A 15,657-nucleotide genomic window follows, 5' to 3' on the forward strand; every position below is an offset into this window, starting at 1 on the left:
ATTGCTGTCATTGCGAGAGGCGTAGCTACGAAGCAATCCAGAGCCGCGGGCGTTGCTCTGGATTGCTTCGCTGCGCTCGCAATGACGGTCGTCCCCGTTAGCGGGAGAGGGACAGGGAGGGGGCTGAACCTTGGTCGCCGTCTCGAGCCGCGAGGCTGAGCGCTTCATTGCGTCTCCGCCCGAGAATATCTTTCTCTTTCTCGTCCATGGCGCCGACGCGGGCATGGTGCGCGAGCGGGCGCTCGCCATCATCGGTAAGCGCGTCGATGATCGCCACGATCCCTTCCAATTCGTCGAGCTTTCGGGCGACGCGGTATCCGCCGATCCGCTGACCCTCCTCGATGAAGCCAACACCACGCCGCTCTTTGGCGGGCGGCGCGCCATTCTCGTGGAGACAGGCGCGAAATCCGTCATACCTGCCGTTACCTCGCTCATCTCGGCCCCGCCTGCCGCCTGCGCAGTGGTCCTCACCGCCAGCGCGCTGAAGAAGGATGCGCCGCTACGCAAGCTGGTCGAGGGGGCGAAGCAGGGGGCGGGGATCGAATGCCTGCCCGACACCGAGCAGGATATTCACGCGCTCGTCGATCGCACGCTGCGTGAGGCCAATCTCGTTGCGACGCCGGAAGCGCGCGCGCTTCTTCTCGCGGCGCTGGGCGAGGACCGGCTGATGAGTCGCGCCGAGCTCGCCAAGCTCGTTCTCTATATGCATGGGCGCGAGCATGTCGAAGCGGCGGATGTCGAAGCGATCGTGGCGCATGCCTCGAGCATTGCTTCCGATCGGGTCGTGGCGGCGGCCTTCGCCGGCGACGCGGGCGAGACGCTCGATGCTTATTTCGCGCAAGGGGGCGATGCGGGCGCGATCCTCTTCGGCGCGCTGCGTTACGCCGTGGCGCTGCATCGCGCGCGGCTCGCCATGGAGCGCGAGAGCGGACGCACGGACGCGGGGGTCACGGCGCTGTTTCGCGCCGGCTTCGGCTTCATGCATCGCGCGCTGATGGAGGAGCAGCTCAAGGCCTGGACCTCGGCGCGTCTCGCCGCGCTGATCGAGCCGCTGCGCGAGGCCCAAACCCGCGTCCGCGCCAATGCGGCAAGCGCGCAAATGGAGGCCGAGCGGGCATTGTGGCGGGTGGCGAAGGCGGCGCGGAGAAGGTGATCGCGGGCGGGCAACGATCTAGATTGTCGACCCCCACCCCCTAGCCCCTCCCCGCAAGGGGAAGGGGGACGTGATCCCGCCCTTGGCTGGCGATGACGGCTACGCTGATGATTGATCCCCTCCCTCCCCCTCGCGGGGAAGGCAGGGTGGGGGGAGCCGCGGCGACAAGCTGGAAAGTTATCCCGCTTAAGCCGCGCTGGCGAGGCTCTCGAACAGCGCGCGGCCGTCGACGCCGCCCACCAGCGGATCGATGAGATTCTCGGGATGCGGCATCAGGCCGAGCACATTGCGCTGCTCCGAATAGATCCCGGCAATGTCGTTGCGGGAGCCATTCGGATTCGCGGCGCCGCCTACGCCGCCTGCCGAATCGCAGTAGCGGAATGCGACGAGCCCTTCGCCCTCCATCCGCTCGATGGTCGCGTCGTCGGCTTCGTAATTGCCCTCGCCATGGGCGATGCAGACCTCGATCACCTGTCCCTTGGCGTATTGCCGGGTGAAGGCCGTGTCGTTCCGCTCGACGCGCAAATGCTGCATCTTACAAACGAAGCGCAGATTGGCGTTGCGCATCAGCACGCCGGGCAGCAGGCCGCTCTCGCAGAGAATCTGGAAGCCGTTGCAGACGCCGAGCACCAGGCCGCCGCGCGCGGCATGCGCTTGCACCGCGTCCATGATGGCGGCGCGGCCGGCGATGGCGCCGCAGCGCAGATAGTCGCCATAAGAGAAGCCGCCGGGCAGAACGACAAGATCCGTGCCTGCCGGCAGCTCATGGTCGGCGTGCCAGAGCATGGTGGGCTTCTTCCCCGTCGCCTGCTCGAGCGCGTGCGCCATGTCGCCCTCGCGATTGGAGCCGGGGAATACGATGACGGCGGCTTTCATATCGGCTCTTCTTCTTCTCAGCGTGCGTCATTGCGAAGAGCGGAGCGACGAAGCAATCCAGAGCCCCGGTGTGGTTCTGGATTGCTTCGCTGCGCTCGCAATGACGGGAAAGCGAATGTCACAGATCGATCTGGTAGTTCTCGATAACGGTGTTGGCGAGGAGCTTCTCGCAGGCGGCGGTGAGCTGCGCCTTGGCGGCGGCGGGGTCGGCGCCCGCCATCTCCACGTCGAACACCTTGCCCTGACGGACGCTGGCGACGCCCTCGACGCCGAGCGAGTTCAACGCGCCTTCGATTGCCTTGCCTTGCGGATCGAGGACGCCGTTTTTCAGGGTGACGACGACACGTGCTTTCATGGGGCTCGATTTCCGTTTCTTTGGCGACACGGTTAGCGGTCTTGCGCGCAAAGGGCAAGCGTTCCGCGTGGGGCGCGCCCGTTAGAGGAGGCCCGTGTCGCGATAGATGTCGCGAAGCGACAATCGCGCGCCGATGATCGGCAGTTCCAGCTCGGCGTCCGCCGTCTCGAAACGGCGCTCGGCGAAGCCCGTCTTGCGGTCGTAGGAGACGAGTTCGACGGCGTCCTGAGCGACGACAATATACTGTGACAGGGACGGCAGCGTCGCATAGGCCTTACGCTTCCAGCGCAGGTCCTTGTTTGGCGGTCGAGGGAGAAAGGACCTCGAAAGCGACCATCATGTCGCTGCATTCGACGCCCTTGAGATCGTCATTGGGCCGGATCAGGAGGTCAGGAACGGGGACGCTGATCTCGGATAAACGAACGCCCAAGCCTGGCAGAACTTCCCAAGCACCATTGCCGCCTCGGGCGAGCGCTCCAAGCAAGAGCGATAGGTTGAGAAGGATCTTCTGGTGCAGGCGGCTTGCGGACGCGTTCAAGACCGGCTCCCCCTCGATCAGCTCCCATTTTTCGTCGTTTGGGCGCGCGGCGGTGAACGCGAAGAATTCCTCCGCGTTCATCGGTCGAGGGTCGAGAAAAGGGACGCCCATGGCCTCCTCTTTCTGGTCGGTCTCCTACTGCACCAGCTTGGGCGCGCCGACGCGGACGGTTTCGCCTTCCTGCATGATGCCGAGCCGGCGGGCGACCTCGGTATAGGCCTCCACCAGCCCGCCGAGATCACGGCGGAAGCGGTCCTTGTCCAGCTTGTCGTTGGACTTGATGTCCCACAGACGGCAGCTGTCGGGGGAGATTTCGTCGGCGACGACGATCCGCATCATGTCGCCTTCCCACAGGCGGCCGCACTCCATCTTGAAATCGACGAGGCGGATGCCGACGCCCAGGAACAAGCCGGACAGGAAATCGTTGACGCGAATGGCGAGCGCCATGATGTCGTCGATCTCCTGGGGCGTCGCCCAGCCGAAGGCGGTGATATGCTCTTCCGACACCATCGGATCGTCGAGCGCGTCGTTCTTGTAATAGAACTCGATGATCGAGCGCGGCAGCTGCGTGCCTTCCTCGATGCCGAGGCGCTTGGCCAGCGAGCCCGCGGCCACGTTGCGCACGACGACTTCCAGCGGAACGATCTCGACCTCGCGGATGAGCTGCTCGCGCATGTTCAACCGGCGGATGAAATGCGTCGGCACCCCAATGTTGTTGAGGTTCTGGAAGATATATTCCGAGATGCGGTTGTTGAGGACGCCTTTGCCATCGATGACTTCATGCTTTTTGGCGTTGAAGGCGGTGGCGTCATCCTTGAAATGCTGAATCAACGTGCCAGGCTCCGGGCCCTCGTAGAGGACCTTGGCCTTGCCTTCGTAGATACGGCGACGGCGGTTCATTGGGATCAACCGGGGCTTGAGAAAGTCCATGGGGTCGGCCGCGGCTCCTCCGATATGGTCCCGCGACCGGGATTCGTCCAGGGAGCGGGAGGCTAAGGTGACCGACCGCAACGATGCGCGGTCGTAACGTCTTTGGGGGCCAGTGACAAGCCAGTGGCCGCCTTAGAAAGGCGACGCCTCACTTTATCCGAAACGGAAAGGCGATACAACGCGCTATTTTTGGGCGGGTTTCAGCTTTTTTGGCGACGCATGCCCCAATATGTTGCAAAAGCGGCTTGGCATTGGCGCCGGGCGCAGTTTTCGCCTATATGCGTGCGGCGCATTCAAATGCGGCGCGCGGCGGATTCGCCGCCAGATTCCAGCAAAGACAAAAACCGGCCGAGGAATGGACATGAGCACTTTCGACCAGCGCGAAGATTCGTTCGAGAAACGCTACGTCCACGACGAGGAGCTGCGGTTCCGCGCCGAGGCGCGCCGCAACAAGCTCATCGGACTCTGGGCGGCGGAGAAGCTCGGCAAGACGGGCGCGGACGCCCAGGCCTACGCCGAGGCCCTGGTGGTGGCGGAAGTCTCCGCGCATGCCGACGAGCAGGTCGTCGCGACGGTGAAGAAGGACTTCGAGGCCGCCGGCGTCGACCAGTCCGAACATCAGATCCGTCGCACGATGGAAGAAATGCTCGCCAAGGCCAAGGCGGAAATCCAGGCGGGCGAGTAAGGAAGCGCCCACGGAACAGATGACGATCGCACGCCTCCCTTTCATGGGGAGGCAATCACCGCTATGCTCTGGACCGCGAGCCTAAGGCTCCCCGTCATTGCGAGCGGAGCGAAGCAATCCAGGGCCGCTATAGCTGCCCTGGATTGCTTCGTCGCTTTGCTCCTCGCAATGACGAGCGGTCCTAGGCGTTCCTTTAAGCTTTGCGCGCCAAGCTTCGCCCATGCGCCAACCCTCCTCTCGAAACGCCCGTCCGGCTCCAAAGCCTTTGCCCGACGCCGCGCGGTTTTCCGCCGCGCCGCAAATCGCGCGAGAGGCCGGTTTTTGGCTGCAGGCGCTCGCGGGCGAAAAACGCGCCTCGCGCCACACGATCGACGGCTATACGCGCGACGTCGCAGGCTTTCTGGCCTTTCTCACGGAACATCTCGGCGCGAAGCCAGATTCCGCGGCGCTCATCGCATTGCAGCCGGCGGATTTGCGCGCCTATCTGGCGAAGCGCCGCAATGAGGGGCTGGAGAACCGCTCGCTGCTGCGGGCGCTCGCGGCCATCCGCAATTTCCTGCGGTTCCTGGAGAAGAAGGGACTCGCCAAAACCGACCTCTTCGGCGCCGTGCGCGCGCCCAAGAAGCCGCACAGCCTGCCCAAGGCGCTCGCCGTCCAAGACGCCCGCGATCTCATCGACCCGGAGCAGCGGGCGGGCGAGGCGCGTGAACCCTGGGTGCTGGCGCGAGACGCCGCCGTGCTCGCTTTGCTCTATGGCGTGGGGCTGCGCATCTCCGAGGCGCTGTCGATCGCGCACGCCGAGGCGCCTATTGGCCGCATCGACCGGATGACGATCACCGGCAAGGGGAACAAGACGCGCACGCTTCCCGTGATCGAGCCCGTGCGGCGGGCGATCGAAGCCTATCTTGCGATCTGCCCCTATGAACTCTCCGGCGGCCCGCTGTTCGTGGGCGTCAAGGGCGGGCCGTTGTCGCCGCGAATCGTGCAACTCGCCGTTCAGCGCCTGCGCGGGGCGCTGGGCCTGCCCGACAGCGCGACGCCGCATGCGCTACGCCACTCTTTCGCGACGCATCTTCTCGGGCGCGGCGGCGATCTGCGCACGATCCAGGAGCTTCTGGGGCACGTCTCGTTGTCGACGACGCAGATTTATACGGCCGTCGACAAGAAGCGCCTGCTCGATGCTTATAAGTCAGCACATCCGAGAGCGGATTAACGCCGGCGCTCATCGGCGTTTGGTTCCCTGTCATTCCCGACGCTCGCGTAGCGAGTGATCGGAAATCCGGGGCAAAGCCAGCCTACTTGGCTCTGGATTCCCGAGCGGGCCTCCGGCCCGTCGGGAATGACATGCCCAGCGTGAGCGGTTTATGCAAAACGCCTGATATTACTCCACCGGCTCCACCGCCGTAATCTCGATCCCGAACCCCGACAGCCCCACAAACGCCCGCGGCTTGGCCGAAGACGAACGCAGCCGGATCGACGACACGCCGATGTCCTTCAAAATCTGTGCGCCGAGGCCGACGTCGAGCCATTGCCGCTTGCGCGTTTCTTCGGCGTTCTCATCCGAGAGGCCGACGACATTGGTCGGCACGCCGGCCGCGCCGTCGCGCAAATAAACCAGCACGCCATGGCCTTCGCGGGCGAAGCGCGCGAGCGTCTTCTTGATGGTCGGCGCGCCGCCCATGACGTCGGCGAGAATATCGGCGCGGTGCAGCCGCGCCGGCACGTCGCGGCCGTCGCCAATCGCGCCCATCACAAAGGCGAAATGCTGGACGCTGTCGAAGGGCGTGACATAGGCGTGGCCGGTGAAATCGCCATATTCCGTATGCACGGGGAAGGTGGCGACGCGCTCGACGAGCTTTTCGCGCGCCTGGCGATAGGCGATGAGATCGGCGACCGAGACAAGCTTGAGGCCGTGCTTTTGCGCGAATTCGACGATCTGCGACCCGGTCATCACCGTGCCGTCGTCATTGGCCAATTCGCAGATCACGCCGACCGGCGGCAGGCCGGCGAGCCGGCACAGATCCACGGCGGCTTCCGTATGGCCGGAGCGCATCAGCACGCCGCCGTCCTTGGCGATGAGCGGGAAGACATGGCCCGGCCGCACGAAATCGCCCGCGCCCATATTGCCGTTGGCCAGCGCCCGCACCGTATTGCAGCGCTGCTCGGCGGAAATGCCGGTGGTGAGCCCATGGCGCACGTCGACGGAGACGGTGAAGGCCGTGCCGAGCGGGGCGTCGTTCTGCGCCACCATGGGCGCAAGATGGAGCCGCCGCGCCTCTTCGAGCGTCAAGGGCGCGCAGACGATGCCGCAGCAATTGCGGATGATGAAGGCCATTTTCTCGGGCGTGCAGAGCGACGCCGCTATGACGAGATCGCCTTCATTCTCGCGGTCGTCGTCGTCGGTGACGACGACGATCTCGCCGCGCGCAATGGCCTCGATGGCCTCAGTGATGGAGTGGGACAAGCGGGTCTCCAAAAGGCGCCGGACGGCGCCGCTCCCGCATATGTAGCGGCGCAGGCGCGCCGATTCAAATCGCGGTCATTCGCTCGGCGGGGCGCCTGCGATGCGCGGCGCGCCGCAGTTGGTGCAGGGGAGGAAGCGAAGCTGCCCTGCCGGAAGGCCCTCGGTCGGCTCGCGGCGGGCAGGGGCGTCGACGGCGTCGGTGGAAACGAGCTTGATCCGGATGTCGTCGCCGATATGCAGGCCCGTATCCTCGATCCATTCGACGCTCTGCTCCCCGGCGGGATCGGAGGCGTCGATGCCGCCCACGCGCAGATCGAGGCCCTCGATGGCAGGGCCGTCGGCCAGGAGGGAAGGAGCCCCGGCTCCCTTGCCGACCCAGGTGAGCATGAAGGAAATCACGCCGTTCTCGTTGACGCCAGCCGTTGCGAGCTTCTCGCCGTTCTTCCAAATCTCGAAGCCGAGCAATCTAGCCTCCCACCGTTGTCCTCCCGCAATGAATAGCGCCCATATCTTGACAATTCGAAACGGTTTTTCCGAAAAACTTTATCGAAACGCGGGCCTTGCCCGTTTCGTCGAGCTGGAAAGGGTTTCATGCGCATCGCTAATCGACGGTTAACCACAGCGCTTGCGCTGACCCTGATCTGCGCCGCGCCGCGAGCCGCCGACGCCGCCTGTGTGGAGATGTCGCAAGCGGGCGCCTCCTATACGGTCTGCGACTATGACGCGCGGCGATCGTCGATCAGGCTGTTTCTGCGTGACGCGAAGGGCGAAATCTATGGCGCTTTCTCACGCCTAGCGGACGATCTTTCTGCGAAGGGGCAAAGCCTCATCTTCGCGATGAACGCGGGGATGTATGGCGAAGATTTTTCGCCCGTGGGCCTTTATGTCGAAGCGGGCAAAATGTCGCATGCCGCCAATACCGCGAATGGCGCGGGCAATTTTCACCTGAAGCCCAATGGGGTCTTTTGGATCGATGGCGCGCGCGCCGGCGTGACGGAGACGAGCCGATTCTTGAGATCGGGCGCGCATCCCACCTACGCCACGCAGTCGGGGCCGATGCTGCTGATGGGCGGGCGGATCAATCCGCATATTCACGAGAGCGGGACGTCGGAGAAGTTTCGCAATGGCGTCGGCGTTTTCGGCGGGCATGTCGTGCGCTTCGCCATCTCGAACCAACCGGTGACCTTCCACCAATTCGCGTCGCTCTTTCGCGATCGGCTGAAGTGTCCAGACGCACTCTTTCTCGACGGCGGCTCTGCTTCGGCGCTCTACGCGCCGTCGATCTCGCGCCACGATCGCTTTCACCCGATGGGACCGCTGGTTGGCGTCGTGGAGAATGCGGCGCGTTGAGGTCTATTTTTTCTTCGGCTCGGTGACGCAGCGGCGCGCCTCGCAGGAAGCGGCCACATCGTCCACCGCCGAGCCGAGGCAGAAGAAATATGTATGGTTCAACCTATCCTGCGCTTCCTCGGCATAAGTGGCGCTCACAGCGAGGCCCGATTGGCAAGGCACGGAGACGAGCGCGCAATCGTCGTTCGTCTTGCAGGCGAACCATGCTGCGGGGAGGCTGGCTTCGGCGCGGATGCGCGCGTCGTAGTCGTCGAGGTGGTGGGCTTGCGCCGTTGGCGGAAGGAAGGCGACCAGCAACGACAGGGCGAAAGCTTTTTTCATATGACCCTCTTCAGGCGCTCATCAGCGCGCCGACATGCGCCGCGACGGAGGCCGCGAGATCGGGCGGACGATAGCCGCCTTCGAGCAGCGATACGATGCGCCCGTCGCAGCGCCGCGCAGCGACCTCCATTATGCGCAGCGTCGCCTCGCGGAAATCCGGTTCCACGAGACGCAGCCCGCCGAGCGGGTCGTGAAGATGCGCGTCGAAGCCTGCGCAGATGATGACAATATCCGGCCGGAAGGCGTCGAGCCGGGGAAGGATGCGGGTCTTGATCGCGGCGCGAAAAGCCTCGCCCCCGTCTCCCTTGCGCAGCGGCGCATTGACGATGTTGTCGTAAGCGCCTGTCTCCGTAACGGCGCCCGTGCCGGGGTAATGCGGCATCTGATGCGTCGAGCAATAAAGGACGTTCTTCTCGCTCCAGAAAATTTCCTGCACGCCGTTGCCGTGATGCACATCGAAATCGACGATGCCGACGCGCTCGGCGCCGAGCGCCGCAAGTGCGTGACGCGCCGCGATGGCGGCGTTGTTGAAGAAGCAGAAGCCCATCGGCGCTTCGACGCGCGCATGATGGCCGGGCGGGCGCGCAGCGACGAAGGCGTTGCGCGCTTGTTTTGTCATGACGGCGTCGATCGCTGCGACGGCGCCGCCGGCCGCAAGATATGCGGCGCGTAGCGTTCCAGCGCTCATGACGAGGTCATTGCCGAGGCGCGCCTGGCCCTCCTTCGGCGCGGCTTGCTCCAGATGCGCAAGATGCGCGGCCGAATGAACGCGCAGCAGCGCCTCTCGCGGCGCTTCGCTCGCTTCGAGACGCGAGAGCGCGGCGAAGCTGGGTTCGCCCAGCCGCGAGAAGAGCGCCGTCAGCCGCGCGGGACTGTCGGGGAAGCCGGGGCCGGGGTCGTGTTCGAGTTCGGCGGGGTGGGAGACGAAGAGGGTGGAAGAGGCCCCTGCCTGCGCGCCGACGGCGGCGAGGCTTGCGGCGCCGGCGAGGGCGGCGCGGCGGGTGATCGAGGCCATGATCGACGCTCCCCTTTGGAAATTTCCGCTGCGCTTATCGATTGTGTTCGTGGCAGGCAAGGGCGGCGACCCCCTACCTCCTTGTAAAGGGCTACCGCATGCTACCCCGTCATGGCCGGGCTCGTCCCGGCCATCCACGCCGCGCAGTGACGGCTCATGTTAGGCGGCTGGACCCCACCCTCGAAAAATACTCCATTAGGAACGTCGCCCGGGTCGGTCTTTGGCGCAGAGCCGGTCCTGTCCGTGGCAGGGCTGTGCCCGTTGGCGTGGGTGGCCGGGACAAGCCCGGCCATGACGTCCCCGAAATGTGTGACTCCCTTAGGCCTCGTTAAATGGAGGGATTCGCTCAGCCGATCTGCCCCCTGTGCCGCAGAAAGTGGTCCGCCAGCACGCAGGCCATCATCGCTTCGCCCACCGGCACGGCGCGGATGCCGACGCAGGGATCGTGGCGGCCCTTGGTGACGATTTTCGTCTCATTGCCCGCGCGGTCGATGGTGCGGCGGGGCGTTAGGATCGAGGAGGTCGGCTTCACCGCGAAGCGCACAACGATCGGCTGCCCCGTCGAGAGCCCGCCGAGCACGCCGCCGGCGTGGTTCGAGAGAAATGTCGGACCGGCGCGCATTTCGTCGGCGTTTTCCTCGCCCGTCAGCTCCGCGGCGGCGAAGCCGTCGCCGATCTCGACGCCCTTCACAGCGTTGATCGACATCATGGCCGAAGCAAGATCGGCGTCGAGCTTGCCATAGAGCGGCGCGCCCCAGCCGGCCGGCGCGCCTTCCGCGACAACCTCCACCACGGCGCCGATGGAGGAGCCGGCCTTGCGCACGCTGTCGAGATAGTCGGCCCATTGCGCGGCCATGACGGCGTCGGGGCAGAAGAGCGGATTGCGCTCGACCTCCGCCCAGTCGAAGCGGGCGCGGTCGATCTTGTGCGGGCCGACCTGCACCAGGGCGCCGCGCATCGTCACGCCCGGGATCACTTTGCGCGCCACCGCGCCGGCCGCGACGCGCGCGGCGGTTTCGCGCGCCGATGAGCGCCCGCCGCCGCGATAGTCGCGAATGCCGTATTTCGCCTCATAGACAAAGTCGGCGTGGCCGGGACGGTATTTATTGGCGATCTCGCCGTAATCCTTCGAGCGCTGGTCGGTGTTCTCGATCATGAGCGCGATCGGCGTGCCGGTCGTGACCTGCCGGCCCTCGGTGTCAGTGAAGACGCCGGACAGAATTTTCACTTCATCCGCCTCGCGCCGCTGCGTGGTGAAGCGCGATTGACCGGGCTTCCGCTTGTCGAGAAAACCCTGGATGTCGGCCTCCGTCAACGCGATCCCGGGCGGGCAGCCGTCGACGATCGCGCCAAGCGCGATTCCATGGCTTTCGCCGAAAGTGGTGACGCGGAAAAGGTGGCCGAAGCTGTTGTGGGACATGGGCGCGTTCTAAGTCGCGCGGGCGGGCGGGTCAAACGGGTGCCTCATCGCCGCGAGGTCGCTTCGGGCGCCCCCGCGCCGGGCGTCGCTGGTTGATCCAAAAGCCGCTTCAGCTGCGCGACAGCCGCCGTCACCAGTCCCCCGCGCGGTCGGGCGGGGCCGATTTCGACGGCGGCCATATTGACGAGCGCCTTGGCGAGATTGTCCGTCGGCTGTCCGTCGGCGTCGAACAGCGCGAGGTCGTCGTTCGGCGTCGCGGCGATTCCCTCCGAGACATGCGCGGCGTAATTGCCGATGCGCGCCAGCTCGCCCGAGCAGTCGACCGAGCCAATCGAGGGCAGGGGTGGAAGCGGCGGCGGAAGGGCGGCGAGCGAGGCTGTCGCGTTGAGGTTGGGCTCGGGCAACGGCGCCGGCAGTGGTTTGGCGCGCTTGGGCAGCGCCTCGGACACGCCCGCCATGATCGACGGAGCCGGGATGAGATCCGGCGTCCCGGGGCGGGCGCGTCGCGCTCCCCAGCCGACGTCGCCGCGGCCATGGGCGGCAAGCCAGCGGGCGCGCAGCGTATTCTGCAAGCCGCGCGGCGCGAGCCCCATCGGCACGATGCGCTGTGGCAGCATGCGCATCATGCCGGCGCGAGACGCCGGCGTCACTTTCGCCGTCTGGCCGGCCGCCACGATCGGAGTCGACCGGGGCGCTGCGGGGGGCGTCGCGCGTGCGATCACAAGCGAGCATTGCGCCGGCGCCCATCGCTCGACGATGGCGCGGGCGCTGTGGCGCTTGTAATCGACGTAATAGCGCCGCAGCAGCAAAGCCGCGACGGCGGCGCCTTCCTCGGCCGAGGCGAAAGCGACATGCCCGTCTGCGTCGGCGGCGATCTCGCCGTTCCAGCCGGCGCTTTTCACGCACCAATAATTATTGAGCTTCACGCAGCGCGCCGGTTCGCCATCCTCGGCGTCGAGGGCGCGTCTCGCGGCGTCGAGCGGCTTCATGTCGAGCCAGAGGGCGCTTTCGACGCGCCAATTGTCGACGGCGCGCTTTTCGGGCGCATAGGCGGGCGTCGGCGTGCGCCAAAAGAGCGAGGCGGGGGCGATCGCCAGCGGCGGCGGCTTGGCGGGCGCGGCGGCGGCGATGAGCGTCACGAGCGTTTCGATCAGCATCTGCCCCTGCGACTTAGGTAAAGCTCAGTCCGGATCGTCCGCGTCGCCGCCCAATGTCGAGGGCGTCACGAAGCGCTGGAGCCGGCCGGCGCCTCTGCGCACCTCTGCCCAATGTTCGGTATCGAAATCGAGAATGGCAAGCGCGGCTGTTGGAAAGCTCGAGCGCATATGAGCGAGCTCTTTCTCCTCGCCGCTCCCCGCGAGCCAGACAGCAAGCTCGGCGAAACCCGGATTATGGCCCACCGCCAGCAGGGTTTGCGCCTTGTCGGGCGTTTGCCGCAGCACGTCCACGAGATGGTCGGCCTCGGCAAGATAGATCGTATTCTCGACGACATGCGTGACATGGCCGGGAAAGGCCTTGAGCGTCAGCTCCATCGTCTGCTTGGCGCGGCGCGCGTTGGAGGCGACGGCGAGATCGGGGGTAATTCCCGCCTCGCGCAAAAAGGCTCCCATGCGGCGGGAGTCGTCCTCGCCGCGCCGCGTGAGCGGGCGCTCGCGGTCTCCCCCAGCTGAGTGTCGATCGGCTTTGCCGTGGCGCAGAAGAAGCAGTCGTCGCATGGCGCCTCTGTAGCACGCATTCGAAAGTTGGGGCTAATCTCGCGCGGGCGATTTACCACCGTGCGCCCCTTGGAATGCGGGGATTACTCATCGAGGCTTTACCCGGCCTCGCGCGCCGTGCAAGCTCCGTCCGCCACCTGCCCCGCTAAGGATCTTCAAGTGACGATCATGCAAGAGCTTAGACAACGGAAGGCGGCTCTGGCGCGCGTTGTTTTTTCTGGCCTTGTCGCTGCGGCGTGCCTCGCCCCGCTGGCCCCGCTGGCGGGCGAGAGCGACATCGCTTTGGAAAATGTGAGCTTCACGGTCGGCGCCACGACCTATCGCATTCCCCGTCTTGAGCTCAAAGGCGCTTCTTTTTCGGCGATGGATTTCGCCGATCTCTTCAAGGGCGACGAAAAGGCCGTCGACGGTCGGCTCGCGCGTCTTTCCGCGAAAAGCCTGCGTATTCCCGCGCTTACGACCGAGACCAGGGCCGGCGGGATCGTGGAGCGAAGCGCCTATCGCGACATAGAAGTTGCCGACATCGTCGCCGGCAGAATCGCCCTCCTGCGCGCGGCGGGCGCCGAGCAGACGGTGGAAAAGCCCGATGGCGGCGCGCAGCGCTATCTCTGGGGCGCGAGCCTCGCCAAGGGGATCGACTTGCGTCAGCTCGTCCATCTCTCGCTCGCGACGCGGCTCGATCCGCAGGAGACGGCAAAGCCGCTCGTCGATGAGGAAAGCGTCGAATCGCTTAGGATCGAAGATAAAGCCGAGCGGATGACCACCACGATCGGCCGTCTCGCCGTCACCGGAGTGAAGGGCAGGGCGCTGCCGTTTCCCCTCGCGGAGCTTCGCGAGCGGCTTGCGAAATTCGATCCCGACAAGGCGGAGGCGGACCCGGCGCTGCTGAAGGGCGTCATCGACGCGCTTGCTTCCGTCGACGTGGGTTCGTTGGAGATTCGCGAGATCGCCGCCACCGGCAAAGGCGAGCCTTCTGACAGTCCTTACACGGTAAAAATCGGCCGCGTCGCCGCTGGCGGCATGGCCAACGCCAATGTCGGGAACGTTGTGCTGGAGGATGTCTCGCTCGTCGCCTCGGACGGCGGACGCCTGTCGCTGAAGCGCTTCGGCCTGCGCGACGCGCGTCTGTCCTCCCTTGTCGAACGTCCCTTTCCGCAGGTCGGGCATTTTGAAGCCAAGGGCCTCGAAGGCGACCTCCCCGACGCACGGCTGGGCGAGAGCTCGCGCACGAAATTCAGCCTTGGTTCTATCGAGGCGAATTTCGCCGACTTCCGCGAGATTGCGCCGACGAAGCTTACGGCGCGAGTGGATCGGCTCGCCATTGATCTCGCGTCGCGGGGCGAGGCGCCCTCGACGGCGCAATTCCAGGCGCTGGGCTATCGCGGTCTCGACCTCTCGGCCTCGCTCGCCGGGGAATGGCGCGAGAAGACCCAGGAGGCGGTTTTCTCGCCCGTGCGCGTCGAGGGGAAGGATATGGGCGCGGCGACGCTCGACGTGACCTTTGCCGGCGTATCGGGCGCCGCCTTTTCTCCCCTGGCGATCGTCTCCAAGGCCGCGTTGCTGGCGTCGTCGTTGAAATCGGCGGAGCTGACGCTCGAGGGCGGCGCCCTTGTGGAGCGGGTGCTGGCGCTCGAATCCAAAACCGAGAAGAAGCCGGTCGACAAGCTGCGCGCGGACTATGCCAGAACGGCGGCGGGGGCCGTCGCGGCCGTGTTCGGGGGCGGTGAGAAGGCGCGCAGGATCGCCGACGCTGTGGCGGCCTATGTCATGAAGCCCAAGCGGCTGCATGTGCGTCTCGCTTCCGAGAAGGGCGTCAATGCGCTCGACGCGATGGCGCACAGGCCGGGGGATATATTGGAGAGCATGGAGGTGGAGGCGATTGCCGACAAATAGGCTGTGCTCGCGTCGGAGTTCGGTCATTGCTGCGTGGGCCCCCTCCCTGTCCCTCCCCCGCTAAAGCGGGAGAGGGGACGCTCGCGATCAGCATTCTCGGTGAAGGCGCCAGCCTGCTCCCTCTCCCGCGAAGCGGGGGGAGGGTTGGGGAGGGGGCGTTCAGCGCCACGACTCCCGCCGCCGTTTCCGACGCAGGTTGATCCAGGAAGCCGGGACGCCCCGGCCCCGTTCGGCCGGTAGCGTGAGAAAATAAGCGCGTCGGAACCAAGGCGTCCCGGCTGCGGTCTTTATTCGCGCGCACCTTTCCGGGCCGAAGTAGCGCCATCCTGTGGCGGTTCCTCCGTCCAGCACGACCGCCAGGCGGCGGCCGCTTCTTTCCCGAAGGCTCGATCGCCTTCGAGCGCGTCGCAAGGGGGCAACATGCGCCGCCTCCGGCCCGCCGGCGCTTTCCCTTTCGGTACTCGGGCCGCGTGTCGCGGACACGAAAACTATGCCCAGCCTTTGCGTGACTTGCGCCACGCAATCTCCCCACGAAGGAGAGACCCGGCGGGCGGCGCCGGACTCCCGCGCGGAACGAGGGTCGTCGCCCCACGCTTAACCGACCCCGCCGGCGCCGCCGATCCTGACGGCGCCCCTGCAAGTTGGCGAGGCGAGGGAAGCATAAGGGAGGTTTGGAGGGTGGGGATAAATTAGGCGGCGAGATTCTTGATGAAGGCCGCGCTCTACCCCTCTCCCCGCGCGGGGAGAGGTTGGGTGAGGGGCTTGGGGGATGAGTGGAAGCGATAAACTTAGCAGGGCGCACGGGTTTTTAATGAACGCCCGGGCTCCGGCACCGGCCCCTCACCCAGCCTCTCCCCGCAAGCGGGGAGAGGGGCAGGCCGCTACTCAGCGTCGAGGTAACAGAACGGCCCGGAAAGAAGGGTGACAGTCTTCTCGGCACCG

Annotated in this window: 16 protein-coding genes; 5 read left to right on the plus strand and 11 right to left on the minus strand. The window is 65.8% G+C overall.

Features of this window, described 5'->3' with window-relative positions; all coding sequences use genetic code 11:
* Positions 1–130 precede the first annotated feature (130 nt).
* Positions 131–1,153, plus strand: a complete 1,023-nt coding sequence (gene holA / locus OGR47_RS06070) for a DNA polymerase III subunit delta (RefSeq protein ID WP_165047866.1) — start codon at positions 131–133, stop codon at positions 1,151–1,153.
* Positions 1,154–1,339: 186 nt separating this feature from the next.
* Here holA and purQ read toward each other — a convergent pair whose 3' ends face one another.
* From purQ to purC, 4 genes are all read right to left on the minus strand, one after another.
* The gene (purQ, locus tag OGR47_RS06075) at positions 1,340–2,029 is read right to left on the minus strand and encodes a phosphoribosylformylglycinamidine synthase subunit PurQ (protein WP_165047868.1); all 690 of its coding nucleotides are present in this window, start codon (positions 2,027–2,029) and stop codon (positions 1,340–1,342) included.
* Between the two features lie 118 nt (positions 2,030–2,147).
* Positions 2,148–2,384 (minus strand): phosphoribosylformylglycinamidine synthase subunit PurS, encoded by a 237-nt coding sequence (gene purS / locus OGR47_RS06080; RefSeq protein ID WP_165047870.1) that lies wholly within the window; start codon positions 2,382–2,384, stop codon positions 2,148–2,150.
* A 274-nt stretch (positions 2,385–2,658) separates the two neighbouring features.
* Complete coding sequence (locus OGR47_RS06085; RefSeq protein ID WP_246729513.1) at positions 2,659–3,033, minus strand: Uma2 family endonuclease; 375 nt, start codon at positions 3,031–3,033, stop codon at positions 2,659–2,661.
* Between the two features lie 24 nt (positions 3,034–3,057).
* Positions 3,058–3,852 (minus strand): phosphoribosylaminoimidazolesuccinocarboxamide synthase, encoded by a 795-nt coding sequence (gene purC / locus OGR47_RS06090; protein ID WP_165047872.1) that lies wholly within the window; start codon positions 3,850–3,852, stop codon positions 3,058–3,060.
* A 361-nt stretch (positions 3,853–4,213) separates the two neighbouring features.
* Between purC and OGR47_RS06095 the strand changes: the two genes are divergently transcribed.
* Together OGR47_RS06095 and OGR47_RS06100 are read left to right on the plus strand one after the other, a co-directional pair.
* Positions 4,214–4,537, plus strand: coding sequence for a DUF1476 domain-containing protein (locus OGR47_RS06095; RefSeq protein WP_165047874.1), 324 nt, complete (start codon positions 4,214–4,216; stop codon positions 4,535–4,537).
* A 220-nt stretch (positions 4,538–4,757) separates the two neighbouring features.
* Positions 4,758–5,750: a tyrosine recombinase XerC gene (locus tag OGR47_RS06100; RefSeq protein WP_165047876.1), complete on the plus strand. Its 993-nt coding sequence runs from the start codon at positions 4,758–4,760 to the stop codon at positions 5,748–5,750.
* 168 nt (positions 5,751–5,918) lie between these two features.
* Here OGR47_RS06100 and ribB read toward each other — a convergent pair whose 3' ends face one another.
* Both ribB and OGR47_RS06110 read right to left on the minus strand, forming a co-directional pair.
* A complete protein-coding gene (ribB, locus tag OGR47_RS06105) occupies positions 5,919–7,001 on the minus strand; it encodes a 3,4-dihydroxy-2-butanone-4-phosphate synthase (RefSeq protein WP_165047878.1) in 1,083 nt (360 codons plus the stop codon).
* Positions 7,002–7,076: 75 nt separating this feature from the next.
* A complete protein-coding gene (locus OGR47_RS06110) occupies positions 7,077–7,466 on the minus strand; it encodes a hypothetical protein (RefSeq protein WP_165047880.1) in 390 nt (129 codons plus the stop codon).
* A gap of 126 nt (positions 7,467–7,592) precedes the next feature.
* Here OGR47_RS06110 and OGR47_RS06115 point away from each other — a divergent pair, with 126 nt between their 5' ends.
* Positions 7,593–8,351, plus strand: coding sequence for a phosphodiester glycosidase family protein (locus OGR47_RS06115; RefSeq protein WP_165047882.1), 759 nt, complete (start codon positions 7,593–7,595; stop codon positions 8,349–8,351).
* A gap of 3 nt (positions 8,352–8,354) precedes the next feature.
* On the opposite strand, the gene OGR47_RS06120 is transcribed toward OGR47_RS06115, so the two are convergent.
* The 5 genes from OGR47_RS06120 to OGR47_RS06140 all read right to left on the minus strand — a co-directional run bounded on the left by OGR47_RS06120 (position 8,355) and on the right by OGR47_RS06140 (position 12,822).
* On the minus strand, positions 8,355–8,672 hold the full coding sequence (locus OGR47_RS06120; RefSeq protein ID WP_165047884.1) for a hypothetical protein: 318 nt from the start codon (positions 8,670–8,672) through the stop codon (positions 8,355–8,357).
* Between the two features lie 10 nt (positions 8,673–8,682).
* On the minus strand, positions 8,683–9,687 hold the full coding sequence (locus tag OGR47_RS06125; protein ID WP_165047886.1) for a histone deacetylase family protein: 1,005 nt from the start codon (positions 9,685–9,687) through the stop codon (positions 8,683–8,685).
* Positions 9,688–10,033: 346 nt separating this feature from the next.
* Positions 10,034–11,107 carry a chorismate synthase gene (gene aroC, locus OGR47_RS06130; protein WP_165047887.1) on the minus strand — a complete coding sequence of 358 codons (1,074 nt, stop codon included), beginning with the start codon at positions 11,105–11,107 and terminating at the stop codon, positions 10,034–10,036.
* A gap of 44 nt (positions 11,108–11,151) precedes the next feature.
* Positions 11,152–12,264, minus strand: coding sequence for a hypothetical protein (locus OGR47_RS06135; protein WP_165047890.1), 1,113 nt, complete (start codon positions 12,262–12,264; stop codon positions 11,152–11,154).
* Positions 12,265–12,288: 24 nt separating this feature from the next.
* Complete coding sequence (locus OGR47_RS06140; protein ID WP_165047892.1) at positions 12,289–12,822, minus strand: SixA phosphatase family protein; 534 nt, start codon at positions 12,820–12,822, stop codon at positions 12,289–12,291.
* A 159-nt stretch (positions 12,823–12,981) separates the two neighbouring features.
* On the opposite strand from OGR47_RS06140, the gene OGR47_RS06145 reads away from it, so the two are divergent.
* On the plus strand, positions 12,982–14,715 hold the full coding sequence (locus tag OGR47_RS06145) for a hypothetical protein (RefSeq protein ID WP_165047894.1): 1,734 nt from the start codon (positions 12,982–12,984) through the stop codon (positions 14,713–14,715).
* Positions 14,716–15,657 lie beyond the last annotated feature (942 nt).

The sequence above is a fragment of the Methylocystis sp. MJC1 genome, assembly GCF_026427715.1.
GTDB lineage: Bacteria > Pseudomonadota > Alphaproteobacteria > Rhizobiales > Beijerinckiaceae > Methylocystis.